22 protein-coding genes are annotated in these 25,983 nt (G+C 63.3%); 12 read left to right on the top strand and 10 right to left on the bottom strand.

Features of this window, described 5'->3' with window-relative positions:
• Window positions 1-21 precede the first annotated feature (21 nt).
• Genes cysS through I6J28_RS04170 form a run of 4 tightly spaced genes read right to left on the bottom strand, consistent with a single transcriptional unit; the run spans window position 22 to window position 3,235 of the window.
• The gene (gene cysS, locus I6J28_RS04185; RefSeq protein ID WP_204610985.1) at window positions 22-1,410 is read right to left on the bottom strand and encodes a cysteine--tRNA ligase; all 1,389 of its coding nucleotides are present in this window, start codon (window positions 1,408-1,410) and stop codon (window positions 22-24) included.
• Window positions 1,411-1,454: 44 nt separating this feature from the next.
• Window positions 1,455-1,937: a 2-C-methyl-D-erythritol 2,4-cyclodiphosphate synthase gene (gene ispF / locus I6J28_RS04180; RefSeq protein ID WP_204610983.1), complete on the bottom strand. Its 483-nt coding sequence runs from the start codon at window positions 1,935-1,937 to the stop codon at window positions 1,455-1,457.
• Window positions 1,930-2,679, bottom strand: a complete 750-nt coding sequence (gene ispD, locus I6J28_RS04175) for a 2-C-methyl-D-erythritol 4-phosphate cytidylyltransferase (protein WP_204610981.1) — start codon at window positions 2,677-2,679, stop codon at window positions 1,930-1,932. Before ispD ends, ispF begins: the two co-directional genes overlap by 8 nt.
• Window positions 2,651-3,235, bottom strand: a complete 585-nt coding sequence (locus tag I6J28_RS04170) for a CarD family transcriptional regulator (RefSeq protein WP_204610979.1) — start codon at window positions 3,233-3,235, stop codon at window positions 2,651-2,653. The genes ispD and I6J28_RS04170 overlap by 29 nt, the downstream gene beginning before the upstream one ends.
• 192 nt (window positions 3,236-3,427) lie before the next feature.
• On the opposite strand from I6J28_RS04170, the gene I6J28_RS04165 reads away from it, so the two are divergent.
• Window positions 3,428-4,015 carry a hypothetical protein gene (locus I6J28_RS04165; protein WP_204610978.1) on the top strand — a complete coding sequence of 196 codons (588 nt, stop codon included), beginning with the start codon at window positions 3,428-3,430 and terminating at the stop codon, window positions 4,013-4,015.
• Window positions 4,016-4,088: 73 nt separating this feature from the next.
• Entirely contained in the window at window positions 4,089-5,459 is a 1,371-nt protein-coding gene (radA, locus tag I6J28_RS04160) for a DNA repair protein RadA (RefSeq protein ID WP_204610977.1), read from the top strand.
• 3 nt (window positions 5,460-5,462) lie between these two features.
• Here radA and I6J28_RS04155 read toward each other — a convergent pair whose 3' ends face one another.
• Window positions 5,463-6,167, bottom strand: coding sequence for a hypothetical protein (locus I6J28_RS04155; protein ID WP_204610976.1), 705 nt, complete (start codon window positions 6,165-6,167; stop codon window positions 5,463-5,465).
• A gap of 62 nt (window positions 6,168-6,229) precedes the next feature.
• Window positions 6,230-6,844, bottom strand: a complete 615-nt coding sequence (locus tag I6J28_RS04150) for a carbonic anhydrase (protein WP_204610975.1) — start codon at window positions 6,842-6,844, stop codon at window positions 6,230-6,232.
• A 35-nt stretch (window positions 6,845-6,879) separates the two neighbouring features.
• Between I6J28_RS04150 and I6J28_RS04145 the strand changes: the two genes are divergently transcribed.
• On the top strand, window positions 6,880-7,740 hold the full coding sequence (locus I6J28_RS04145) for an A/G-specific adenine glycosylase (RefSeq protein WP_204610974.1): 861 nt from the start codon (window positions 6,880-6,882) through the stop codon (window positions 7,738-7,740).
• Window positions 7,741-7,796: 56 nt separating this feature from the next.
• Here I6J28_RS04145 and I6J28_RS04140 read toward each other — a convergent pair whose 3' ends face one another.
• Entirely contained in the window at window positions 7,797-7,967 is a 171-nt protein-coding gene (locus I6J28_RS04140; protein ID WP_080970400.1) for a DUF4236 domain-containing protein, read from the bottom strand.
• A gap of 142 nt (window positions 7,968-8,109) precedes the next feature.
• Between I6J28_RS04140 and I6J28_RS04135 the strand changes: the two genes are divergently transcribed.
• Window positions 8,110-9,237: a lipase family protein gene (locus tag I6J28_RS04135; RefSeq protein WP_239281151.1), complete on the top strand. Its 1,128-nt coding sequence runs from the start codon at window positions 8,110-8,112 to the stop codon at window positions 9,235-9,237.
• A gap of 91 nt (window positions 9,238-9,328) precedes the next feature.
• On the opposite strand, the gene I6J28_RS04130 is transcribed toward I6J28_RS04135, so the two are convergent.
• Window positions 9,329-12,091, bottom strand: coding sequence for an ATP-dependent Clp protease ATP-binding subunit (locus tag I6J28_RS04130; RefSeq protein WP_204610971.1), 2,763 nt, complete (start codon window positions 12,089-12,091; stop codon window positions 9,329-9,331).
• A gap of 218 nt (window positions 12,092-12,309) precedes the next feature.
• Between I6J28_RS04130 and I6J28_RS04125 the strand changes: the two genes are divergently transcribed.
• Window positions 12,310-13,509, top strand: a complete 1,200-nt coding sequence (locus tag I6J28_RS04125) for a serine/threonine protein kinase (RefSeq protein WP_204610969.1) — start codon at window positions 12,310-12,312, stop codon at window positions 13,507-13,509.
• Between the two features lie 13 nt (window positions 13,510-13,522).
• Here the strand turns inward: I6J28_RS04125 and I6J28_RS04120 are convergent, their stop codons facing one another.
• The gene (locus I6J28_RS04120) at window positions 13,523-14,944 is read right to left on the bottom strand and encodes an MDR family MFS transporter (RefSeq protein WP_204610968.1); all 1,422 of its coding nucleotides are present in this window, start codon (window positions 14,942-14,944) and stop codon (window positions 13,523-13,525) included.
• Between the two features lie 113 nt (window positions 14,945-15,057).
• Between I6J28_RS04120 and I6J28_RS04115 the strand changes: the two genes are divergently transcribed.
• Genes I6J28_RS04115 through crtI form a run of 3 tightly spaced genes read left to right on the top strand, consistent with a single transcriptional unit; the run spans window position 15,058 to window position 18,935 of the window.
• On the top strand, window positions 15,058-16,494 hold the full coding sequence (locus I6J28_RS04115; protein ID WP_204610966.1) for a GuaB1 family IMP dehydrogenase-related protein: 1,437 nt from the start codon (window positions 15,058-15,060) through the stop codon (window positions 16,492-16,494).
• A 25-nt stretch (window positions 16,495-16,519) separates the two neighbouring features.
• A complete protein-coding gene (locus tag I6J28_RS04110) occupies window positions 16,520-17,395 on the top strand; it encodes a phytoene/squalene synthase family protein (protein ID WP_204610964.1) in 876 nt (291 codons plus the stop codon).
• Window positions 17,396-17,405: 10 nt separating this feature from the next.
• Complete coding sequence (crtI, locus tag I6J28_RS04105; protein WP_204610962.1) at window positions 17,406-18,935, top strand: phytoene desaturase family protein; 1,530 nt, start codon at window positions 17,406-17,408, stop codon at window positions 18,933-18,935.
• 62 nt (window positions 18,936-18,997) lie between these two features.
• Here crtI and lysS read toward each other — a convergent pair whose 3' ends face one another.
• Complete coding sequence (gene lysS / locus I6J28_RS04100; protein ID WP_204610960.1) at window positions 18,998-20,575, bottom strand: lysine--tRNA ligase; 1,578 nt, start codon at window positions 20,573-20,575, stop codon at window positions 18,998-19,000.
• A gap of 189 nt (window positions 20,576-20,764) precedes the next feature.
• On the opposite strand from lysS, the gene I6J28_RS04095 reads away from it, so the two are divergent.
• The 4 genes from I6J28_RS04095 (at window position 20,765) to I6J28_RS04080 (ending at window position 25,979) form a co-directional block, all read left to right on the top strand.
• A complete protein-coding gene (locus I6J28_RS04095; RefSeq protein WP_204610958.1) occupies window positions 20,765-22,867 on the top strand; it encodes a PhoX family protein in 2,103 nt (700 codons plus the stop codon).
• Window positions 22,868-23,093: 226 nt separating this feature from the next.
• Complete coding sequence (locus tag I6J28_RS04090; protein WP_204610956.1) at window positions 23,094-24,806, top strand: carbon starvation CstA family protein; 1,713 nt, start codon at window positions 23,094-23,096, stop codon at window positions 24,804-24,806.
• Entirely contained in the window at window positions 24,790-25,047 is a 258-nt protein-coding gene (locus I6J28_RS04085; protein ID WP_005329921.1) for a cory-CC-star protein, read from the top strand. Before I6J28_RS04090 ends, I6J28_RS04085 begins: the two co-directional genes overlap by 17 nt.
• Window positions 25,038-25,979 (top strand): ArsA family ATPase, encoded by a 942-nt coding sequence (locus tag I6J28_RS04080; protein ID WP_204610954.1) that lies wholly within the window; start codon window positions 25,038-25,040, stop codon window positions 25,977-25,979. The genes I6J28_RS04085 and I6J28_RS04080 overlap by 10 nt, the downstream gene beginning before the upstream one ends.
• Window positions 25,980-25,983: the final 4 nt, after the last annotated feature.

Here is a 25,983-nt window from a genome sequence, read left to right as displayed (position 1 = left end):
ATTTATGTCCTTTCGGAGTGCTTAACGCTGCGCCAGCGACCAGGTCGGGCCGTCTGGGGTATCGGTGATGGTGATGCCGGCGGCCGCGAGGCGGTCTCGGACGGCGTCGGCAGTAGCGAACTCCTTGTCCGCGCGCGCCTGGGTGCGCCGCTCCAGCTCAGCTTGTACCAGCGCATCCAGCGCGGCATCCGCCCCGCTAGCTTGCGCTCCATCTTCCCACTCCAGCGGGTCAAAGCCAAGTACGTGCGCCATCCCGCGGACCTGGCCAGCCAGCGTGCGCGCCTCGGCCTCATCGCCGGCCGCGAGCGCCTTATTGCCAGCGCGGACGGTGGTGTGGATTTCCGCCAAGGCCTTGGGCACCGCGATGTCATCATTCATCGCGTCTTCAAAGCTCTGAGTCCACTCGCCAAGCTCCAGATCGTCAAAGTGGCCGAGGAAGTCTTCGATGCGGCGGTAGCCAGCGGCGGCCTCGGTAAGCGCGGTCTCGGAGTACTCCAGCACGGAGCGGTAGTGTGCCGAGCCCAGGTAGTAGCGCAGCTCCACCGGGCGCACCAGCTCCAGCATATTCGGGATGGACAGCACGTTGCCCAGGGACTTCGACATCTTCTCGCCCGACATCGTCACCCAGTGGTTGTGCATCCAGTAGTTGGCGAACTTATCGCCGGCCGCATGCGACTGCGCGATCTCGTTCTCGTGGTGCGGGAACTGCAGGTCCAGGCCGCCGCAGTGGATATCGAAATTAGAGCCCAGGTAATAGGTGGACATGGCCGAGCACTCCAGGTGCCAGCCAGGGCGGCCGTCGCCCCACGGGGTGGGCCAGCTGGGCTCGCCCGGCTTCGCGGCCTTCCACAAGGCAAAGTCCTGGGCGCCGCGCTTGGCGGAATCCTCGCCTTCGCCCTGCTCCATTTCCTCTACCTTGTTGCCAGACAGCGAACCGTAATCGGAGCCTTCGGCCTTGGTCCAGGCGGCGACGTCGAAGTAGACGGAGCCGTCGGCGGGGTAGGCAAAGCCGGCGTCGATAAGCCGCTGCATATAGTCGACCATCTGGGTGACAAAGCCGGTCGCGCGCGGCTCGACAGAAGGCGGGATGACTCCCAGGGTGTTATAGGCCTTGGTGAACTCGCGCTCGTAGGTGGACACCCATTCCCACCAGGGGCGATTATTCTCGGCCGCCTTGGTGAGGATCTTGTCATCGATATCGGTGACGTTGCGCACCAGGGCTACGTCATAGCCTTGGGCGAGCAGCCAGCGGCGCAGGATGTCGAAGGCGACGCCTGAGCGCAAGTGCCCGATGTGTGGCTGGGCCTGCGGGGTGGCGCCGCACAGATAGATGGAAGCATGGCCGGGGCGAATCGGCTCGAAATCGCGTTGGCTGCGGGTGGCTGTGTCATAAATGCGCAAAGTACTCACGCCACCCAGTCTAATTGACGCGTGCGCGGGGTTAGTGTGGTGGGCTAGGCGCGCCAGACGACGGCCGTGGCAACCGCCGCGCGGCCCTCCTTACGGCCGGTAAAGCCCATATGGTCCGTCGTCGTGGCGGAGACGGACACGGGGGCACCAAGGATTTCGCTCAGTACCGCTTCGGCCTCTTCGCGGCGAGGGCCCATCTTGGGGGTCTGGCCGATGAGCTGGGCTGCGGCATTGCCGATGATAAAGCCTTCGGATTCGAGCAGTTCGCGGCATTCGCGCAGCAGTTTCGCCCCGGAAACGCCGTCGTATTCGGGCCGGCCGACGCCCACGAAGGAGCCAAGGTCGCCGAGGTGGGCAGCGGATAAGAGGGCGTCGACAAGCGCGTGCGCTACGACGTCGCCATCGGAGTGGCCTTCGCAGCCAGCATCGCCCTCGAAGAGCAGGCCGGCGATCCAGCAGTCCTTGCCGGCCTCGATCTGGTGGGCGTCGGTGGCGATGCCAACGCGCGGGATAATCGGGTTAGTCATGGGTCTCCTCGGTCAGGGCGTGGGCCAGGGTGAGATCGATGGGCGTGGTGATTTTGAACGCCAGGGTATCGCCCGGCACGGTTGCCACGCGCTCGCCGTGCCATTCCATGAGGCTGGCGTCATCCGTGGCGGTGAATTCGGGCTGCTCGGCCCAATAATCGAGGTTGGCTTGGCGCAGCGCAGACAGGCGGAAGGCCTGCGGGGTTTGCACGGCGCGCAGGCGGGAGCGGTCGGGAGTGCTCACCACGGCGTCGGCCGCGACTTCCTTGATGGTATCGGCCACGGGAACCACTGGCACGGCCGCGGGGGCGCCTTCGAGCACACGCTTGGCGACGCCCCGCACCATCGCCGGCGGAGTCAGCGCCCGGGCCGCATCGTGGATGAGTACCACGGCGTCGTCGTCGGGGATTGCCAGGAGGCCGGCCCACACGGAATCGGCGCGCTCGCTGCCACCGTGCACGAGGCGGATGGGTGCGGCGTTGGTGGTGTTTTTGGCGTCTGCGGTGTCGATACGGCCGATGATGCGGGCCGCCTCGGGCTCCATGTCTGGGCTGACCAGCACGATGACCTCATCGACCACGCCGGAGGCCAGCAGCGCGCGCACGGAGCGCTCCAGGAGGGTGCGCCCGCGCAGCTCGACATAAGCCTTGGGCACCTCGGCACCGAGGCGGGTGCCCTGGCCGGCGGCCGCGATGAGCGCGATGACGCGCGGTTTAGTCTTCGTCGTCGAAGGAGAGGTCATCGAGATCGATGTCGTTGTCGATATCGGTGGTGATGGACTTATCATCTACCAATCCGGCCGCGTGGTGGCGCTCGATGGTGGCATCGATCTCCTCCATCATGGTGTCGGCCTTCTTCTCGTCGACCGGCTTGGCCAGCGCGAGCTCGCCCACCAGGATGGTACGGGCCTTGCCCAGCATGCGCTTCTCGCCGGCCGAAAGGCCGCGGTCCTGGTCGCGACGCCACAGGTCGCGAACAACCTCGGCAACCTTATTGATATCGCCGGAAGCGAGGCGCTCCTGGTTAGCCTTATAACGGCGGGACCAGTTGCCGGCCTCTTCGACGTCCTCGTCACGCAGCACGGAAAAGACCTTTTCCAGGCCTTCCTTGCCCACGACGTCGCGCACGCCGACGTTATCGGCGTTCTTGATGGGCACGCGGACGACTAGGTCGGACTGGTTGATGTGCAGCACCAAGTATTCCAGCGTCTCGCCGCCCATCTCGCGGGTCTCGATATCCTCGATGACGGCCGCACCGTGGTGCGGGTAGACGACGACCTCGCCGACCTTATACTCCATTGCCACTCCTTGTGTTCCCGTTTAATCCCGGTTGACTAAGGCCGCCATTTTATCACGAGCGGCCGCCCCGCCTGCGGATACCCCCGTATACCCCCATGGTCTACCCGCCCGGTTTGGGACTAACTGTGTACTTTATTGCCAAAGGGACTAGGCTAAAGCGTTGACAAGCCCTGTGATCGCAATTGATGGAGGATGCTCAACGTGCAGTCCCTGAAGTCCGCCGCCCGCCGCGGTGCCATTATTTCCGTAACCGCCGTCTCCGCTCTGGCGCTGGCTTCTTGCTCGGCGGGTCACGTCACCCAGACCGCTGACAAGGTGGCTGCGGTCGATGGCGCTTCTGCAAGCACGGAAGACAACAAGGTTGCGGTTCGCGATGTCACCATCTTGATAGAACCGGACGGCACCGCTGCCTTGAAGTTCACCGCCGTAAACCAGGGCTACGATACCGATGTCATCTCCCTGGAGTCCGTAGAGGTCGACGGCCAGCGCGTCGAGATGGACAAGGCTCAGCCGCTGCACCGCGACCAGTCCATCATCGCGGATTCCCAGAAGAACCTGGACGCGACCACCCAGCAGGATTCTGAGACCGTCCAGTACATCGCCACCTCCCTGAAGAACGATGACTTTGGCTACGCCGGCGACCGCCCGGTTACCTTCGAGTTCTCCAATGGTTCCATCGACGTGGACGCCACCATTGCCGCCACCCAGATGCAGTCCGGCGAATTCGACCGCGACGTCGAGTCCTCCGAGGGCTACTCCTCCGAGGCTCCAAAGAACTAAGCCACGCCGCCCAAAATCACCGCCTCCAGCCCGTTTCGGGCCGGAGGCGTTTGCGTGTTTTAGGCTAGAGGCCATGGCCAAGAAATCTCGCCCCATCCATACCTGTTCCGAATGCGGCTACGTCTCGCCGAAGTGGCTCGGCCGCTGCCCCGACTGCGGGTCTTGGGGCACGTTGGAGGAAAGGGCCCCGGTGGTGGCGGGGCCTGGGACAGCCGGGGCGTCGGCAAGCAAGGGCGTAGCGCCGTCGAGCCCGGCGCAGCCGATTACCAAGGTTGGGGCGCAGGCGACAAAAACGGTGCGCACCGGCATCGGCGAGCTCGACCGCGTGCTAGGAACCGGCATCGTGCCCGGCTCAGTGGTGCTCATGGCCGGCGAGCCGGGCGTGGGCAAGTCCACGCTGCTGCTGGAAGTAGCCTCGCGGTGGGCCCAGCTCGGCCGTACCGTGTTCTATGCGACGGCCGAGGAATCCGCCGGCCAGGTCCGCTCCCGCGCCGAACGCACCGGCGCCCTCCAAGAATCGCTGTACTTGGCGGCCGAGTCCAACTTGGATGCGGTTTTTGGGCACGTCGATAAGCTGCAGCCCAGCCTCATCATCGTCGACTCCGTACAGACCATGCACGCCGTGGGCGTGGAGGGCGTATCGGGCGGCGTGGCGCAATCGCGCGCGGTAACGGCCGCGCTGACCTCCCTGGCGAAATCCACCGGCATTCCGGTGCTGCTGGTGGGCCACGTGACCAAGGATGGCAACGTCGCCGGCCCGCGCGTGCTGGAGCATCTTGTCGACGTCGTCTTGAACTTCGAGGGCGACCGCCAATCCAGCCTGCGTATGCTGCGCGGCATCAAGAATCGCTTTGGCGCCACCGACGAGGTGGGGTGCTTCGAGCAGACGGCCGGCGGCATTCGGGAAGTCGCGGACCCTTCCGGGCTGTTTCTATCGCACCGCGGCACGACGCCGGATGGTTCGGCCGTAACGGTCGCAATGGACGGCGTGCGGCCGATACTCGCGGAGGTGCAGGCGCTGACGGTGGACCCGGTGGCGAAGAACCCGCGGCGCGTGGTGACCGGGCTAGATTCCAACCGCGTGCCGATGGTGCTCGCAGTTCTGCAGGCGCGCGCCGGCCAGCGCACCAACGACAAGGATGCTTATGTCGCCACGGTGGGTGGCATGCGGATTACGGAAACCGCGACGGATTTGGCGGTGGCGCTGGCCACGTGGTCCTCGCTGCACGAGCAGCCGCTGCCGGCCAAGACGGTAGTCATCGGCGAGGTGGGCCTGGCCGGCGAGTTGCGCCCAGTACCGAACGTGGAACGGCGCTTGATGGAGGCCGCGCGGCTGGGCTACAAGCACGCGCTCGTCCCGCGCGGGGATATCGAGCCGGTCGAAGGCATGCAGGTGCGCCAAGTGGCGACGCTGGGGCAAGCCATCGCCGCGGTGTCAGGGTAGCGCCTAGCGCAGGGTGAAGTCCTGCGGCGGGGAGGAGTTATCGCCGATGACGGTGTGGGCAAAGTAGGCACCGGGCTCGGCCGCGGGGCGGTCGGTGCACTCGCCCGGTTTGGAGGCCTGGCGGGACCATTCGGCCTCGAATTTCACGTCCTTGCCGGCCGGGAAGGTTTGCGAGCCGGTCTGCACGGAGGCATAGCAATCCGTATCGGACCACACGCGCTCGTTATCGGCCATCTTGTAGACCTCGAAGCGCAGCAGATTCTTATCTAGGTCGATTTTGCAGTCCGCGGCCGTGGGGTTGGTGACGGTCATGAAGAACTTCGGCAGCTCGCCTTCCGGCACGGAGTAGTTCAACATGGAGGTGCGGACATCGAGATCCGCGAGTTCGCAGGTCTTCTTGGCTGCCTCGGAGCTTGCAGGCGCAGCGCTCGACGGCTCGCTTTCGGCCGCCTTGCTTTCCGATGCCCCCTCGGCCGACGTCTTCGTCTCCGAGACGGTCCCGGAGGATTCGGGGGCGGCAGAGGAGGAGGTTTCCTCATCTGCGGACGTAGGGGCAGGTGCGGCGGTATCGGCCGGCTCCTCGCTGCTGCCCCCGAAGGCGGCCACGGCCGCCCAGATCAGCACCACGGCCAACACGAGCACGATGATGAGCGCAGCCACGCGGCGGCGCTTGTAGATCTCTTCTGGTAGGGGCTTTTTCTGCGTCACACTGTCAATTTTAAGCGGTGGGCGCGGGCCGGTGCGCTAAGCCCGCGCCGCGTGTCAGGCCGCTACTTCACGCCAAGGGTCTGCAGGGTCTCCACGCTGGAGTCCTCCAGCAGGTAGCGCGCGCCGACGACGCCCAAGGCGCCCTCGTCGAGCAGGCGGCGGATGTTGGGCACGTTGGCGACTAGTTGGGCGACGGTCTGGCGGGTGTGTTCCCTCTCGACGCCGTCAGTCGTGGCCTTAGGGCCTGCCACCAGCGCGGAGGCAGCGACTTTTTCAATAATGGGGCGCTGCAGGCCGGTGGGCAGCTCGCCGCCGGCCACGAAGCCGGTAGCCGCGCCCACCGCGCCACAAGATTGATGGCCGAGGACCACCAGCAGGTTGGGTTTGAGGGCGGCGAGGGCGTAGTCGAGGGAGGCTACGACGGCGTCGTCAAGAATGTGGCCGGCGGTGCGGATGACAAAGGCATCACCGAAGCCAATATTGAATACGTGCTCGATAGGGGCGCGGGAATCGGAACAGGAAATGACTACCACGCGGGGATCCTGGCCGTGGGTAAGACCCTCGCGGTTATAGATCTCGCGCACGTCGACGGTCTCGCCGTCGAGAACGCGCTGGTTTCCGGCCTGGAGGGCCTCCCATACGGCTTGTGGTTCGTGGGCAACATTACGTAAAGGCATAGGCCACATTCTAATGCCTTAGACTATCCCTCACGATGGATACGCAAGTTCTTCTTTCCTGGTTCGATGCCAATGAGCGCGACCTGCCGTGGCGCCGGCCTGGCACCAGCGCCTGGGGCGTGCTGCTCAGTGAGGTCATGAGCCAGCAAACCCCCGTCGCCCGCGTGGCCCCCGTGTGGGAGGAATGGATGCGGCGTTGGCCCACCCCTGCGGACTTCGCACAGGCTACCCGAGCGGAGGTGCTGCGCGCTTGGGGCAAACTGGGCTACCCGCGCCGTGCCCTGCGCCTGTGGGAGTGTGCGGGGGTAATTGGCAGCGGCGAAGTTCCCGCGGACGTCGATGAATTGCTACGCCTACCAGGCATTGGGGACTACACCGCGCGCGCTGTGGCGTGCTTTCACTATGGGGTAAATGTGCCGGTGGTCGATACCAATGTGCGGCGGGTTTATGCCCGGGCGGAAGAGGGCCGGTTCCTGGCGCCGCAGCCCGCGAAGCGAGAGTTGGCGGCCGTAGCCGAGCTTTTGCCGGCCGAGAATGGGCCGCGCTTTTCGGCCGCGCTCATGGAGTTGGGCGCGCTAGTGTGCACGGCGAAGAACCCCTCCTGCGAGCAGTGCCCGCTGCGCGCAAGCTGTGCGTGGCAGTTAGCTGGCCGGCCGGAGCCCAGCGCGCAGGAGCAGGCGCAGGCGAAAAAGCGCGTGCAGAAATTCGTGGGCACGGACCGGCAGGTGCGCGGCAAGATTTTGGATGTGCTGCGCGCGGCGGATGGGCCGGTGCCCCAGTCCGAGATTGATGTGGTCTGGCCCGATGCGGCACAGCGCTCCCGGGCGTTGGCTTCGCTGCTTGCCGACGGCCTCGCCGAACAAAACGACGCCGGCCTCTTCCACCTACCCATCTAGGGAGTTAATAACGGCCGGCTATATTCGCAGTTCGCGATCTTGCGGGTGTGATCTGTTTAACGCCACCGACCGCGGAAATTGAAGCCGCCGGGCAGATTTACCCACATTCCGCCGCGGGAATTAAACGTTACAGGTCCTACCTTGGTAGACATCGAGGCTCCGGAGCCAGAAACGTTAATCCAGCTATTCTTGCCGGTCTTTTTTCTTGAACGATACTGAAGTCCCATGAGCATATATTTTAACAATTCCGCTTCCGCCGTTCCTACTGACCGGTAGGTTTTGGATATGGAAAAGATTTGCATAAGGCTTTTAGCCGTTTGTTCACTGATTCTCGGTACCCTCTTAGTTCCACCAACAGCGCAGGCGGCGGTGACCTCGACCCGACCTTCGCCGCACGTGCTCGATGGCGTCGGCCGCGGGCAGGTATTCACGTATGACACCACTACGGATGATGGTCGGCCGATTCAGGCCTCGGCAACGTTGTACGAGCCCAAGGCGCCGTGGCGCGGGAAAGGCGAACGGCCCACAATCATCTTTGCGCCCGGCACTCGCGGCGCCGGGGACCAGTGTGCACCATCGCGGGCGGGCATGGGCTTAGGTTCGGTAGGGCTGAGCAAGGTCGGCTCCCCCACCATCAACGCGAACTACGAGTACGGCTTCTACATGGGTGCGCTCCACCATGGCGCCCGAGTGATAGTCGCGGATCTCATCGGCCTGGGCATGCCAGGCCACCACACCTATGTCAATCACATTGAGGAAGCGCACGCCATGCTCGATGCCGCCCGCTCCGGCTTGGAGCTGGCCCACGCTCCGAAGGACGCCCCTATCGGCTTTGCGGGCTACTCGCAGGGCGGCGGCGCCTCGCTTGCCGCAGCGGAATTCGCCGATTCTTATGCACCCGAGCTGAACGTGGCCGGTACCTACTCCGGTGCCCCTCCGGCCGACCTACCAAAGGTGATGAAGGCCATCGACGGCTCCTCCATCGTCCATGTGCTGGGATACGCCATCAATGGCTTTGCCGAGCGCGACCCCCAGTTCCGCGACGCCGTACTAGAAGAATTCAATCCTCGCGGCATCGACTTCTTGCGCTCGGCGGCCACCAGTTGTACGGGTGACTCCATCCTCATGTGGGGTTTTAGCAGTACCCGCCAGCTCACTCGCACCGGGGAATCGCTATCCGAGCTGGTAGAGCGCAAGCCCATCTTCAAAGAAACTTTGCTGCGGCAGAACCAAGGCAAGCACCCGCTGAAGGGCCCGGCGATGATCGCTAGCTCGCCACATGATGACCTCATTCCACACGAGCAGGTCCGCGCAGCCGCCGGGGCATATTGCCAGATGGGTGGAACCGTGGACTTCATAGCCGCGCCCGGCACCGCGACAATTCCAGGTGCAGGCGCCGACCACGCTTTACCGCTCTACATCAACATCCCGGTGGGCTTGAAGTACCTCTTTGACCGCTTCGACGGGAAACCGGCGCCGTCCAATTGTGCTGGCTAGAGATCCTGAGCATAAGAAAACTGCACGCAACGAAAAACCACCCAGCCTCGCAGAAAGCGAGATGCTGGGTGGTCTTAACTCGTGTTCTTGTTTACATCGGCTGACCGGCGCCTGCTGGCGGCGGGTTGTGGCCGTCGTCATCGGAGTCGGAGCCGGACTCTAGGTCGGTTCCGGCGGCGGTGGAGCCGCCATCGCCCGGAACGTCCGGGGTGATGGTGTCGGGCTCGCCGGCATCGGTGGAGTCGGCGTCGTTTTCGCGCACCTCGGCACCGTCAAGCTGCGGCTCCTCGGTGTCCTCCGGCAGAGGCTTCGGGCGCGGGCTGAAGGTGAACTTCGCGCCCGTGTTGTCCTTGGACTCGCCGTCCCAGCCCTCGACGTCGACGGTGATGATCTCACCGGCGCCGATTTCGCCGAAGAGGATCTTCTCAGAGAGCTGATCCTCAATCTCGCGCTGAATGGTGCGGCGCAGCGGACGAGCGCCCAAGACCGGGTCAAAGCCTCGCTTAGCCAGGAGGTCCTTGGCCTTCTGCGTGAGCTCGATGCCCATATCGCGCTCATCCAGCTGCTTGGCCACGCGGCCGATGAGTAGCTCGACCATCTCCACAATCTGCTCTTGGGTGAGCTGGTGGAAGACGACGATGTCATCGATACGGTTCAAGAACTCTGGGCGGAAGTGCTTCTTCAGCTCGTCGTTGACCTTCTGCTTCATCCGGTCATACTGGGCATCCGCATCGTTTTCGGAGGAACCAGTAAAGCCCAAGCCCACCGGCTTCGAGATGTCCTGGGTGCCCAGGTTCGAGGTGAAGATGAGAACGGTGTTCTTGAAGTCGACGACGCGACCTTGGCCGTCAGTAAGGCGGCCATCTTCCAGCACCTGCAGGAGGGTGTTGTAAATCTCCTTGTGGGCCTTCTCGATCTCATCGAAAAGCACGACAGAGAACGGCTTGCGGCGAACCTTCTCGGTCAGCTGGCCACCCTCTTCGTAGCCAACGTATCCCGGAGGGGCACCGAAGAGGCGGGAAGCGGTGAAGCGATCGTGGAACTCACCCATGTCGATCTGGATGAGGTCATCATCCGAACCGAAGAGGAAGTTAGCCAGGGACTTCGATAGCTCGGTCTTACCCACACCAGACGGGCCGGCGAAGATGAAGGAGCCGGACGGGCGGCGCGGATCCTTGAGGCCTGCACGGGTGCGGCGGATAGCGCGGGAAACGGACTTGACCGCCTCGTCCTGGCCAATGATGCGCTTGTGCAGCTCCTCTTCCATGTTGAGCAGACGGTTGGATTCCTTCTCCGTCAGCTTCAGCACCGGGATGCCGGTCCAGTGCGCCAGAACCTCGGCGATCTGGTCCTCGCCTACCTCGGCGATTTCCTCAAGGTCGCCAGAGCGCCACTGCTTTTCCTTCTCTGCGCGCTCCTCGCCCAGCTTGCGCTCCTTATCGCGCAGGCCGGCCGCCTTCTCAAAGTCCTGGGCATCGATGGCCGCTTCCTTTTCCTTGCGTACCTCAGCGATGCGGTCATCGACCTCGCGCAGGCCCTTCGGCGCGGTCATGCGCTTGATGCGCATGCGAGCACCAGCCTCATCGAGGAGGTCAACGGCCTTATCCGGCAAGAAACGGTCATTGATGTAGCGATCCGAGAGGGAAGCTGCAGCATGCAGCGCCTCATCGGTGTAGGACACGCGGTGGTGCGCCTCGTACTTATCGCGCAGGCCCTTCAGGATCAAGAAGGTGTCATCCAGGGAAGGCTCCTCCACCTTGACTGGCTGGAAGCGGCGCTCCAGGGCGGCATCCTTCTCGATGTGCTTGCGGTATTCCTCAAGGGTCGTAGCACCGATGGTCTGCAGCTCGCCACGAGCCAGCTTCGGCTTGAGCAGCGAGGCTGCATCGATGGCGCCTTCAGCAGCACCAGCACCAACCAGGGTGTGGATCTCATCGATGAACAAGATGATGTCGCCGCGCTGGTTAATCTCCTTGAGGACCTTCTTCAGGCGTTCCTCAAAGTCACCGCGGTAACGGGAGCCGGCAACCAGGGAACCCAGGTCCAGCGAGTAAAGCTGCTTGTCCTTAAGGGTCTCTGGAACCTTACCGTTGACGATGTCGAGCGCCAAGCCCTCAACGACTGCGGTCTTACCAACGCCCGGCTCACCGATGAGAACCGGGTTATTCTTCGTACGGCGAGACAGCACCTGCATGATGCGCTCTACCTCGGACTCACGGCCGACGACCGGATCGAGCTTGCCGTCCTTAGCTGCCTGGGTGAGGTTGCGGCCGAACTGGTCGAGCACCAGGGAATTGGAACGCTCGCCGGAACCGCCGGAGCCGCCACGGCCGCCTGCGCCGGCACCTGCACCAGCACCTGCGCCAACCGGACCGGAGCCCTGGCCGTTGGAGGAACCACCCTCCTGCTGGCCGCCCTCATAACCGGACAGCAGCTGGATAACCTGCTGGCGCACGCGCGGCAGGTCGGCGCCGAGCTTGGTCAGCACCTGGGCGGCGACGCCGTCGCCCTCGCGAATGAGACCCAACAGCAAGAACTCAGTACCGATGTACTTGTGTCCCATCTGCAGACCTTCGCGCAGGGAAAGCTCCAGCACCTTCTTGGCGCGTGGGGTAAAGGGGATGTGGCCGGTGTGCGGCTGGCTGCCCTGGCCGATGATTTCCTCGACCTCGCGGCGAACATCCTCCAGGGAGATACCCATGGATTCCAGCGCCTTGGCGGCTACGCCTTCGCCCTCATGGATAAGGCCGAGCAGGATGTGCTCGGTGCCGATGTAATTGTGGTTAAGCATGCGTGCTTCTTCCTGCGCCAACACAATGACGCGGCGAGCACGATCGGTAAACCTCTCGAACATGATTCCCCTATACTTTCGCTTCTAATGTGATACCCACTCTAACGCGGCAGTCCACCGATAATTTCCGGTTTTGTTCCCAGATGCCCGCGAAAGGGCCAGAATCCGCCATATTCGCAGCTCACACGGGTGTACGCCGGTAGCGAACAGGGGCATGGGCATGTAATCTAGAATCGTTTTATTGTTCCCTCCCCTCCCCACTATTTAAGGACGTCGCGACCGTGCCCCAGCTTCCTGAGTTCTTTGCCACCCAACACAACCTGCACGAATTGGCCGTGTTGGATGAGGCGCCATCGTCTACCCTCTTTGCGGTCGAAGATGGAAACACGCACCAGCAGCTGAGCGTGGAAATCTTCGCGCCGGAAATTACCGGCGTGGTGGACAAGTCCACGGCACTGCATGGGTTGCACCACCCAGCCATCGCGCCGCTGGTAGGCACGGGCACTACCGCGGATGGGCAGGAATTCATCGTGCGCGAAGGGGTTTCCGGAACCCAGCTTTCTGAGCTTCCCAATGATCTCAGCCGCGAGGAGGCCGCCGACGTCTTCGGTCCGCTGGCGGGTGCGGTGGACTTCCTAGTTTCCCGCGGGCGGGCAGATTTTGCGGTGCATGGGCTGAGGGAGGCCCGAGTGGGCGTCCATAAGCAACGCCAGGTTTCGGTGCTGGCTGCGGCCGGTCCGTCCGGCGAAGAGCACGGCGATGCAGTGGCGGCGTTTGAGGAGCTCGTTGCCCGCAAATGCCCAGAATTTAAGCCCACTGGCACGGCCGAGAGCGCCAAGGATGTAGTGTCTCACCTACATCCGCAGCGCGATTTCGATACCGCGCAGATTCCGCGCGTGCAGGAGCCGGAGCCACGCCCTCAGCAGCAGTTTGCCCCGCCGCAACAGCCGCAGCCGATGGCCCAGCCCATGGCGCAGCCGCAGCAACCGATGGCACCCGCGCCGAAGAAGAAGGGCAAGGGCGGGCTCATTGCGCTCATCACGGTGCTGGCGGTGGCCGCGATTGCTGCTGCGGCCGCGCTGTGGTTCTTCCTGTCCTACCCCAGCTGGAATGACAAAGAGCAGAACTTGGCGGATGCGTACCCGGACTTGGTGGGCTCCCGCAGCGGCCAGGACGGCTTCGATGGGGCTAAGTGCTCCTCGCGCGAGCCGGAGCCTGGCCAGGAGGCCAAGATTTCCTGCGTGGGCGATGGGTTCAACTACATCGTGACCTACTACCCCAGCGTGGAGGAGCGCGATGCCATGCTTCCCGACGCCGAACCGGTCGAGCTTTCCAATGACCAGTGCACCATCCAAAGCTTTGAGACCACCGCGGATGTTCCGACCTACGTGATGGCCGTGGAAGGCACCCAGTCCGCATTCCTGGTCTGGGGCGATAAGGCAGAAGAGGAGCGGCTGAACCTGCCGCTGTGCGCCTCTTAATTTGTCCTTGTTCCTATTCCGCGGAGGGTACGCGCTTGAGGAACGGGGCCAGTACGACGACCACCAGCGAAAGCACGCCGGCAAAAAGGAAGGCCCAGTGCGCGCCGTGAGCCGTCGCGGCTGCCTCGTTCATGCCTTGGGCCGCACCGGACTTGGTGCCACGGGTCAGGAAGGTCATCAGGAAGGCAGTGCCGGCCGCACCCGCCAGCTGCTGCAGGGTATTGAGGATGGCGGAGCCGTGCGAGTAAAGCTCGTCTGGCAGGGAGGCTAGGGACGTCGTCATCAGCGGCGTCATCATAAGCGCGATGCCGAGGGCAAAAAGGATGTGCATGCCAATGACCATCCATACCGCACTGTCCTCGTTGAGCAGGGTCATCAGCCACGTGCCCGCGGCGAGGAGCAGGGCGCCGGGGATCATGAGCGGGCGGGGCCCGTGGACGTCATAGAGACGGCCGACCATCGGCGAGATGCCGCCTTGGAGCAAACCGCCAGGCATGACGACGAGCCCGGTGACCAGCGAGCTTACCGCCAGGGAGGTCTGCAGGTAGATGGGCAGGATATTGACCACGCCGAGCAATAGCCCAAACATGAGCAGCATGCCCAGTACCGCCACGGTGAAGTTGGGAACCGTAAACGGGCGCATGTCCAAAAGGGCGCGATTGTCCTTGGCCAGGCGCAGCTGACGGCGGGTGAAAAGCGCCAAAGCCACGAGGCCAACGATGAGGACGACGATGTCTACGAGGCCATCGCCCTCCAGCATGTTTTCCAGGGACGATACGGCGTAGACCAATCCGCCAAAGGCGAAGACGGACAGGACGACGGAGGGGAAATCCAGCGGGGTATCGCGCTTATCTCCCACGTTGACCAGGCGGAAATAGCCGGCGGCGCAGATGAGGCCAAGCAGCGGCACCATGGTCCAGAAGATGACGTGCCAGCTAGACATGCCCAACACGAAGCCGCCCACCGTGGGTCCGAGTGCTGGGGCCACGGAAATGACCACGGAGATAATGCCCATGACGCTGCCGCGGCGCTGCGGTGGGACGAGGGTCATCGCCACCGTCATCAGGGTGGGGATCATCAAGGCGGTGCCGGCCGCTTGGAATACGCGCCCCACCAGCAGCACGCCGAAAGCCGGGGCGAGCGCCGCCAACACCGTACCGGCAAGAAAAACGCCCGACGCGGCCAAGAAGATCTGCCGGGTGGTGAACTTATCCATGAGAAAGCCGGTGGTCGGGATAACCACGCCCATGGTGAGGAGGAAACCGGTAAGCAGCCACTGGGCGGAGGTCGCGGGGATGCCAAAGTCCGCCATGATGGTGGGCAGCGCCACCGACAAGGCGGTCTCGTTCAGGATCATCACCATCGCGCCAAGGACGAGGATGGTGAGGTTGATTTTTACCTCTGCGGAAATGTGGGGATCTGGTTTCTGAGACACCCAGACAGGATACTGAGGCCGCGGGTGCGGGGAAAGTCGAGGAGTATAATTTTAGTGTCTTCATCCGCGCGGTGAGACCGCGCCACCCGAGCCTAAAGCGAGGTACACCCCCAGTGCGTTTTCTCAACGATTCCCACCCGCAGTACGAATTGACCTACTCCGACGTATTTATGGTCCCGAGCCACTCCGAGGTGGGCTCGCGCCAGTCGGTAGACCTCACCACTGAGGACGGTACTGGAAATACCATCCCGCTCATCGTGGCCAATATGACCGCCGTGGCCGGGCGCCGCATGGCCGAGACCACCGCCCGGCGCGGCGGCCTGACCATCCTGCCACAGGACCTCTCCTTAGAAGCGGCCGCAGAAACCATCGCCTCTGTGAAGGCGGCGGACTTGGTCTATGACACCCCAATTACCGTCAAGCCGCACCACACCGTGGGCTATACCAGCAACCTTTTGCACAAGCGCGCTCATGGTGCCGCCATCGTGGTCGACGGGGACATGCCCATCGGCATCATCACCCCGAAGGACCTACGGGGGCAGGATAACTTCACCGCCGTTGGCCAGCTGATGACTACTGACTTGGTCACGCTGCCGGTGGGCATTGACCCACAGGAGGCCTTTACCAAGCTGCGCAAGACCTCCCGCAAGCTAGCCCCGGTGGTCAACCCGGATGGCACCCTGGCTGGAATCCTCACGAGGAAGGGTGCGGTAAGGGCAAAGATGTATAGGCCGGGCGTCGACAAGCACGGCCGCTTACACATTGGTGCTGCGGTGGGCATCAACGGCGATGTGGAAGGCCGCGCCCGCGCCCTGGCGGAGGCCGGTGCTGACGTCCTCGTTATTGATACCGCACACGGCCACCAGGAAAGCATGCTCACCGCGCTGCGCAAGGTTAAGGCGCTGGATCTGGGACTTCCCATTGCCGCCGGCAATATTGTCACGGCCGAGGGTGTGCGCGAGCTGGCAGCGGCCGGCGCGGACATTATCAAGGTCGGTGTGGGCCCGGGCGCGATGTGCACCACCCGCATGCAGACTGGCGTGGGCCGCCCGCAGTTCTCGGCCGTCTTAGAGTGTGCTGCGACCGCCCGGGAGGTAGGCGCCCATGTATGGGCCGACGGCGGCGTGCGCGACCCGCGCGATGTCGCCCTCGCACTGGCCGCGGGTGCCTCCAATGTCATGATTGGCTCCTGGTTCGCCGGCACCTTTGAGTCCCCAGGTGACCTGCACAAGGATGCCGACGGTGCCTTCTATAAGGAGTCCTTCGGTATGGCCTCGCGCCGGGCGGTGCGCGGCCGCAACTCCGATACCGAGGCCTTTGAGCGCGCCCGCCGCGAGATGTTCGAAGAGGGCATTTCTACCTCCCGCATCTACCTCGACCCCGAGCACGGCGGCGTGGAGCACCTGGTGGACCGGATTATCTCTGGCGTGCGTTCCTCGTGCACCTACGCCGGCGCCGATTCCCTGGCCGCCTTCCGCGAGCGCGCCACCGTGGGCGTGCAGTCCGCCGCCGGCTTTGCCGAGGGGCAGCCACGCGCCACGAACCGCTAACAGGCTGCATGCTACGTTGACAGATATGTTGACTCGCTATGACCAAGCGGCCTCCCGCGCGGCCGCGCAGGTTATGGGGCAGTACTCCACCAGTTTTTCTCTGGCCACGCGGCTTTTGCGCGGGCGGGTGCGCGCCGATATCCGCCATCTATACGCGGTGGTGCGCATTGCAGACGAGCTTGTCGACGGCGCCGCTGCCCAAGCCCACACCGACCCCGCCGCCGCGCTGGATGCCTACGAGCAGACCATCTTGACCGCACCGCAACGGCGACTGCACACCGACCCGATAGTGCACGCTTATGCCATCACTGCTCGCCGCTGCGGCTTCCACCGCGAGTACCTTGCTGCCTTCTTTAACTCCATGCGTGCGGATCTCACCCAGCGCGAGTACTCCCCATCGGAACTGCAGGACTATATCTACGGCTCAGCAGAAGTCATTGGGTTACTGTGCCTGCAAATTTTCTTGGCAGAAGAGGACGTCTCCCCCGCCGACCGCGCCGCGATGGAGCGCGGTGCCCGCGCTCTAGGGTCAGCCTTTCAAAAGATTAATTTCCTGCGTGACCTGGGTGAGGATAGCTCCACTTTGGGCCGAACCTATTTTCAGCAGGCCCCATCGGGACGGATTGATGAGACCACCAAGTCCGCGCTCATCGCAGAGATCCGCCAGGAGCTCGCCACCGCTGCGCTCACCATCGACGTGCTCCCGGCTTCCGCGCGGGTGGGTGTGAGCGCGGCGGCGGATATCTTTGCCGAGCTCACCAATCGCCTCGCCGCCACCCCGGCTACGGCGCTTGCCACTACGCGGGTATCCGTTCCGAACCACACCAAGGCTTGGCTCGCGGCCCGTGCGGTGCGCCGTCGCGGCCACAGCAGCCGGACCTCAGCCACGGCCGAAAACTAAGGAGAACGTCATGCACGCCGTCGTCATTGGAGCCGGCATCGCCGGCCTCGCCACCGCCGCTTTGCTCGGCCGCGAGGGCTACGAGGTCACCGTCGTGGACTCGCTGGATGAGGTAGGAGGGCGCGCCGGCAGCTTTGCGGAGGCCGGCTTCCGCTGGGATACCGGACCGTCCTGGTACCTCATGCCCGAGGCTTTCGATCACTTCTTTGCGCTGTGTGGCACCTCTACCGAGGCGGAGCTGGACTTGGTGGACCTCTCCCCCGCCTACCGCGTCTTTCATGGCGATGCGCCGGTGGATGTGCACTCCGGCCCCGAGGAAGTCGCCGCACTCTTCGAGTCGCTGGAGCCCGGCGCGGGCGAAAAAGTCCGGGAATACTTAGCGCAGGCCAGCGATACCTATGAGATGGCGCTCAAGCACTTCCTTTACACCACCTTCTCCGCGCCGCCGAACCTGGTGCACCGCGATATCCGCACCCGGTTGTCCCGCCTGGTGGCTCTGCTTTCGGCGAACCTGAAGCAGCATGTGGGCCGAAGCTTTTCTGATGCCCGCCTGCGCCAAATCTTGAGCTACCCGGCGGTCTTTTTGTCCTCCGAGCCGGCGGCCGCCCCGGCACTGTATTCCTTGATGAGCCATACCGACCTGGTGGAAGGCGTGCGCTACCCACAGGGTGGCTTTGCCGCCGTGGTCCAGGCCATCTACCGGCAGGCTCAGAAGTTTGGCGCCACCTTCCGCTTGGGCGAGGAGGTGACCTCCATCAAGGTCGCCAACCGTAAGGTCACCGGCGTGCGCACGAATAAGGGCGCCATCCACGCCGATATCGTGGTCTCGGCGGCGGACGTGCACCACACCGAGACCCAGCTTTTGCCGCCCCAACTGCGCACCTACCCGGAGCGCTACTGGGGCCGGCGCAATCCCGGTCTGGGCACCGTGCTCATTTTGGCCGGGGTGAAGGGCGAGCTTCCAGAACTAGCGCACCATACGTTGCTTTTTAGCCAGGATTGGGATCCGGATTTCCGCGCCGTCTATTCCGGCCCGGAGCCCTCCCGGCCGTTGGGGGCCTCGGAGTCCATCTACGTGTCCAAGACCTCAGCCACCGACCCGAACGTAGCGCCCGCGGGCCACGAAAACCTCTTCATTCTGGTGCCGGTGCCGGCCGCGGAGGCGCCCGGGTTCGGCAATGCCTACCACGCAGAGGAATCCGAGCGCGTTGCCGCGATTGCCGACGCCGCCCTTAACCACATCGCCGCCACGGCTGGGGTGCCGGATTTGGTAGACAGGGTCGTCGTCAAGCGCACGCTCGGCCCGGCCGATTTTGCCGAGCGCTACCATGCCTGGTCGGCCGGTTCTATTGGGCCCGCGCACACGCTGCGGCAATCGGCGTTTTTGCGCGGGCGCAACGCCTCGCGCAAGGTCGGCGGGCTCTACTACGCGGGTGCCACCACCGTGCCAGGCGTGGGCGTGCCGATGTGCCTGATTTCGGCCGAGAACATAATCAAGCGCCTACGTGGCGATACCTCCGCCGGGCCGCTTTCGCACTAGCCCAGGCACGGCAAAAGCCGCCAGCCACGCGGGCTGACGGCTAGCGATTGGCCGCTGGGCGGCTACTTCTGCTCTGGCTTAACCAGAGGGAAGAGCACGGTTTCGCGGATGCCCAGGCCGGTCAGGGCCATCAACAGACGGTCCATGCCCATGCCAGTGCCGGCCGTAGGCGGCATGCCCTGTTCCATAGCGGCAAGGAAGTCCTCGTCCAGCACCATGGCCTCGTCATCGCCACCGGCGGCCAGGCGAGCCTGATCCTCAAAGCGCTCACGCTGGATAACCGGGTCCACCAGCTCGGAGTAGCCGGTTGCCAGCTCGAAGCCGCGAACGTAGAGATCCCACTTCTCGGTCACGCCCGGCTTGGAACGGTGCTGACGGGTCAGCGGGGAGGTCTCAACCGGGAAGTTCTTGACAAAGATGGGGCCTTCCAGCTGGTCCTCGCACAGGACCTCCCAGATTTCCTCCACCAGCTTGCCGTGGCCCCAGCCGCCGTCCTTGGGGACGTCAAGGCCAATGACGTCTGCAATGCCCTTGAGCGTCTCGACGTCGGTATCGATGGTGACCTCCGGCTGGCCCGGGAACTTGCGCTGCAGGGCCTCATTGAGGGAGGGGTACATCTCGATTTCGGGCCACTCTTCGCCGCCGAAATCGAACTCGGTGCCATCCGCCAGGGTGACGGTGGTGGAACCAAAGACGTCGCGCGCTACGGCCTGGATGGACTCGCGCGTCATGCGGGCGCAATCGTCGTAGTCGCCCCATGCAGCATAGGTCTCGAGCATGGCGAACTCCGGCGAGTGGGAGCGATCCACGCCCTCATTGCGGAAGTTACGGTTGATTTCGAAGACGCGGTCAATGCCGCCGACGACGGCACGCTTCAAGTACAGCTCCGGCGCAATGCGCAGGTAGAGGTCAATATCCAGCGCATTGGAGTGGGTGATAAACGGGCGAGCGGCCGCGCCACCGTGCAGGGTCTGCAGCATCGGGGTCTCGATTTCAACGAAGTCCTGGCTTTCCAGGTAGTTACGCAGCGCGCGCATGACCTTCACGCGGATCATGGCGTTCTTGCGGGCCTCTTCGCGGATAATGAGGTCGTTATAGCGCTGGCGCACACGGGTATCTTCTGCCATATCGGCGAAAGACACCGGCAGCGGGCGCAGAGACTTAGCGGCCATGGTCCACTCGGAAACCATGATGGACAGCTCGCCGCGGCGGGAGGAAATCACGCGGCCGCGCACGGAGATGAAATCGCCCAGGTCAACATCGGACTTCCACGCGTCGAGGCGCTCCTTGCCTACCTCGGCCAAAGAAAGCATGGCCTGCACCTGGGTGCCGTCACCATCTTGCAGGGTGGCAAAGCACAGCTTGCCGGTATTGCGCATAAAGATAAGGCGGCCGGCAATGGCGTGGGTTACCTCGGTTTCCTCGCCTGGGGCCAGGTAGGTCACGCCTTCTTCCGTGCCCGGCTCTTCGCCCTCGGCCACTACGCGGAAATCGTGGCGCAAATCCTTCAAAGAGATGGTGCGCTCAACGGTGACCGGGTAGGCCTGTACGCCGGATTCCAGCAGGCGATCGCGCTTCTCGCGGCGGATACGCAGCTGCTCAGGGACATCGTTTACTTCATTATTCTTCTGCTCGCTCACGTTAGCCTAGGGTAGTCGATCCCCACCGCAGCACGCGATTTAGCCCACGCCACCCTCACCCCGGAAAAGATTTACGCATAATTCACTTCACCGTCACCTTAGCGCCAACGCACAGTTACTGAGATCCCCTTATATAAATGGCTGTCCCCGTGTCTAAACAATATTTTCAACCCATTTGGAGCAGTAATAATGGCGCTTAAAGGCCGCAACCTTCTCTCTAGTCTCTTTTCCTCCTCTCGTTCCAGCCTGACCTGCACCTACAAGTGCGGTAATGCCTGCTTTGGCGAGTGCGAGAACAAGTCCAATAACCCGTACTTTGCTGACCAGTTCTCCCGTCGTACCGCGCTGCGTGCGGGCAGCCTTTCCGTCGTAACCGTTGGCGGCGGCGCTGCCTTGGCGGCCTGCTCCAACCCGGATGATGCGTCCACCGAGGCTTCCTCCTCCGAGGGCAAGGGCGGCAAGACCTCTGAGGCGAACGTTGAGCTCACCTCCGCAGAGGGCATGAAGTTCGACCCAGTACAGCCAAACGAGAAGGACGAAGTGGTCATCCCGGATGGCTACGAGCAGTCCGTTCTCATTGCTTGGGGCGACCCGCTATTTGAGGACGCGCCGGAATTCGATGATAAGAACCAGACTGCCGAGGCAGCCGAGAAGCAGTTCGGCTTCAACAATGACTTCGCAGGCCTTATCGAGCACCCCGACGATGACAACCGCCTTATCTACGTCTGCTCCCACGAGTACACCACCGAGCCGCAGATGTTCCCCAACTACGATGCGGATAACCCCACCGAGGAGCAGGCCAAGATCGGCTGGGCTGGCCACGGCCACTCCATCGTGGAGGTATCCAAGGTAGGCAAGACCGGCGAGCTCAAGCGCGAGTTCGGCCCGCTCAACCGCCGCATCACCGCCACCACCGAGTTCACCCTGGTGGGCCCAGCTGCCGGCTCCGATTACGTCAAGACCTCCGCCGATAAGACCGGCAAGAAGGTCAAGGGCACCCTGAATAACTGCTCCGGCGGCATCACCCCATGGAATACCATGCTTTCTGGCGAAGAGAACTTTGACCAGTACTTCGCCCACGCCAAGCTGGATGACAAGAAGGCGCAGGAGTCCCTGGAGCGCTTCGGCATGGAAGACGGCGAATCTCAGCGCAAGTGGGAGCGCTTTGATAAGCGCTTTGACGTCTCCAAGGAGCCGAACGAGCCGAACCGCTTTGGCTGGCTCGTAGAAATCAACCCGCTGGACCCGAAGTCCACCCCGGTCAAGCACACCGCGCTGGGTCGCTTCAAGCACGAGGCCGGCAATATCCACATCGCCTCCGACGGCACCGTGGTGTGCTACTCCGGCGATGACTCCCGCTTCGAGTACATCTACAAGTTCATCTCCACCAAGCAGTACAAAGAGGGCGACATCGAGCACAACCTCACCATCCTGGACCACGGCACCCTGTACGTGGCCAAGGTAGAGGGCAACTCCCCAGAGGACGAGATTGACGGCTCCGGCGTGCTGCCAGAGGATGGTGCCTTTGACGGCAAGGGCGAATGGATCAAGCTGCTGACCTCCGATACGGAGAACAACAAGTTCGAGTCCCACGTTGATGGCATGTCCGCCGAGGAGGTTGCCGTCTACACCCGTGAGGCCGCCGATAAGGTGGGCGCCACCAAGATGGACCGCCCTGAGGATATGCAGGTTCACCCAGACTCCGAGAAGGTCTACGTGGCCCTGACCAACAATAAGTACCGCGGCGCTACCGGCGAGAATGCCAAGAAGAACAAGGAAGAGCCGATGGAGTGGGCTCCTATCAAGGAGAACAAGAACGGCCTGGTCATGGAGATTGAAGATGACCACGCTGGCGAGAAGTTCACCTGGAACCTCTTCCTGGTCTGCGGTGACCCGAAGGAAGCAAATACCTACTTTGGTGGCTTTGACAAGGAGAAGGTCTCCCCAATTTCCTGCCCGGATAACCTGGCCTTCGATAGCCACGGCAACCTGTGGATCTCCACCGACGGCAACGCCCTTGAGTCCAACGATGGCCTCTACGCCGTGACCACTGAGGGCGATACCCGCGGTGAGCTCAAGTGCTTCCTGACGGTTCCGGCAGGCGCCGAGACCTGTGGCCCCATCGTCACCGATGAGCGCGTGATGGTCAACGTTCAGCACCCAGGCGAGACCGATGACGCCACCTTTGAAAAGCAGACCTCCCACTGGCCAGAGGGCGGCAAGTCCACCCCTCGCCCGGCAGTGGTTGTGGTGTGGAAGAAGGACGGCAACATCGGCGTCGATAAGAAGTAAGCACCACCTGGTTTAAGCACCCACCGCGCGGCCCTCGTTCCTCCACTGGAACTGGGGCCGCGCAGTTGTTTTCCCTGCCGACTGCATGGAGCACTGCGCCGCCTGCGCCTTCCAAATATAAATCCACCCACCGGTCTCCCCCATGGGCTAATACCTATGTGAGTTATGGCATACTATCCGCACATGTGAGACACGCCACCTGCCCGCATATGAGGAGACACACACCATGAACTCTCTTGTCCTCGCCATCATCGGCATCGCGATGATGGGCGCCGGCTACCTGCTCTACTCCAAGTTCCTAGGAAAGAGCATTTTCCGGCTATCCCCGAACTACTCCACCCCGGCCCACACCATGGAAGACGGCGTGGACTATGTGCCCACCAATAAATACGTCCTGTGGGGCCACCACTTCACTTCCGTGGCGGGCGCCGCGCCCATCATCGGTCCGGCCGTAGCCGTCATCTGGGGCTGGGTCCCGGCGTTTCTCTGGGTCACCCTCGGCACCGTCTTCTTTGCCGGCATGCACGATTTGGGTGCGCTGTGGGCGTCGCAGCGCCACAAGGGCCAGTCCATCGGCACGTTGTCTGGGCGCTACATTGGCAAGCGCGGGCGCAACCTCTTCCTCATCGTCATCTTCCTGCTGCTATTGATGGTGAATGCGGCCTTCGCCGTGGTCATTTCGAACCTGCTAGTCTCCACGCCTACGGCCGTAATCCCTACCTGGGGCGCCATCGTCGTCGCGCTGCTTATCGGCCAGGCCATCTACCGCCTGAATTGGAACCTGCCGCTGGTCTCCATCGTGGGCGTTGTCGCACTCTACGCGTTGATGATCATCGGTGACCGCGTGCCTGTGGTCCTACCAGATACGGTCTTGGGCATCCCCGCCAACGGCGTGTGGATCATCTTGTTATTCATCTACGCCTTTATCGCTTCGCTGCTGCCAGTGTGGGTATTGCTGCAGCCGCGCGACTACATCAACGGCCTCCAGCTCTTTGTGGGCCTGGCCATCTTGTACGGGTCTTTCCTCATTACCCGCCCTTCGCTGGCCGCACCGGCGCTGCGCGATAACGTGCCGGACGGCACCCCGGGCATCTTCCCGCTACTTTTTGTCACCATCGCCTGCGGCGCTATCTCCGGCTTCCACGGCGTGGTGGCCTCCGGCACCTCCTCCAAGCAGGTGGATAAGGAAACTGACGTGCGCTTTGTAGGGTACTTCGGCGCCGTGGGCGAGGGTCTGCTCGCACTAGGCACCATCATCGCCACCACCGCGGGCTTTAAGTCTCTGCAGCAGTGGGAAGAGATCTACTCCGAGTGGAATGCCGGCGGCGTGGAGGCCTTCGTGCAAGGCGGCGGCGCGCTCATGAATGAAGGCATGGGGATTCCCACCTCCCTCTCCGGCACCATCTTGGCCACCATGGCCGTACTCTTTGCCGCTACCACCATGGACTCGGGCGTGCGCCTGCAGCGCCTAGTGGTGCAAGAAATCGGCGAGATCATGGGCGTGCGCATCAAAGCCTTGGCCGCCACCGTCATCGCGGTGGGCTTGGCCTTCGGCCTGACCTTCTCTGCCGGCACGGATGGCTCCGGCGGTATGACCATCTGGCCACTATTCGGCACCACCAACCAGCTCATGGCGGGCCTTTCCTTGGCCATCGTGGTGGTCATTCTTACCCACCTGCGCCGCCGAACGTGGCCGGTGGTCATCCCGCTCATCTTCGTTACCGCCATGTCACTGTGGGCCGCACTCCTCCAGCTGAAGTCCCTCTTTACCAGCCAGAACTGGCTGCTATTCTGCATGGACGTCATCATCGTGGTCGCCGCCATTTGGGTCATTGTGGAGGCCGTCGGCGCCATCTCCCGCGCCCGCAAGGAGACCCCGCTGGAGTGGACCGATGGTGACCTTGACGCCCCACTGCCCGAGCATGCTCGACAAGCTTAAGGCACTTGCGGCCGGGCTCAATGAGTACTACCAGGCCCCGTATCGCGCCAGCTTTGCCAAAGCCCAGCAGCAAGAAGACGATCTCTTCTTGATGCTGGTTGCCTCGGAAGCGCTCGGCATCCCCAACCCAGCCAGCTACTACACCCTGGAGCTTTTGCCGTTGGTTTATGAGGATTTCCACGCCTGGCATACCCGCATGGGAATGGATAGATCCCCGCTGGAGAATATTCAATGTTGCTAGAGACCGCCCCCATCATGTTCTTTGGCGGCAAGGGCGGGGTGGGAAAAACCACCCTGGCCACCGCTACCGCGCTGCGCCTGTCCCGTAAGAACCGCGTCTGCCTGGTGTCCACGGACCCGGCGCATAACCTGGGACATATTTTTGGTGCCTCGCTTGGCGACGCCCCCTCAAACCTCACCCCTACCCTGTCCGCCATCGAAATCGACCCTGCGCGCGCGACCGAGCAACACCTAGCGCAGGTAGGGAACTCGATGCGCCGCTTTATGCCCGAGCACCTGCACGGTGAGGTTAAGAAGCACCTCGACTTGGCCCGGCAGTCGCCCGGCACACAGGAGGCGGCGCTATTGGAGCGCATCGCGGCGCTGGTCGTGGAGGAGTCGGACTTCGACTACCTCATCTTCGATACCGCCCCCTCTGGGCACACTTCGCGGCTGATGGCCCTGCCGGAAATCATGGCCGCCTATACCGACGGATTGCTCTCCCGGCGCGAGAAATCCGATAAATTCGGCTCACTGGTGCGCGGAATGTCGCAAGGAAGCGGCGCGGATAATGACCCGGTGGACCGGCGCAATCAGGAAATTCGCGCCACGCTTTTCCAGCGCCGCGAGCGCTTTGCACAGCTGCGCACCGCGCTTACCTCCCCGCGCACCGTGTTCCACATCGTGCTCACCGCCGAGAGCCTGCCCGTGCTGGAATCAGCCGAGTTCCATGCGGACCTCACGAGCAACGGTGTGCGGGTGGGATCCATGCTGGTTAACCGGCGCACCCCGGAGAACCAAGGCGAGTTCCTTGCCGCCCGGCGCGCCGCCGAGGATGAGGCACTCGCACTCCTGCGCGCCCAGCTGCCCGATACCCCGGTGCGCGAGGTTCCGTGGTTGCCGGAGGAAGTGGGGACTCCGGGGGCCGTCGGCAAGCTGGCGGCCTACCTCTAGCTCC

Source organism: Corynebacterium tuberculostearicum (genome assembly GCF_016894265.1).
GTDB lineage: Bacteria > Actinomycetota > Actinomycetes > Mycobacteriales > Mycobacteriaceae > Corynebacterium > Corynebacterium tuberculostearicum_D.
The sequence above is the reverse complement of the archived record's forward strand: the minus strand, read 5'-3'. Positions and strand labels throughout refer to the sequence as shown.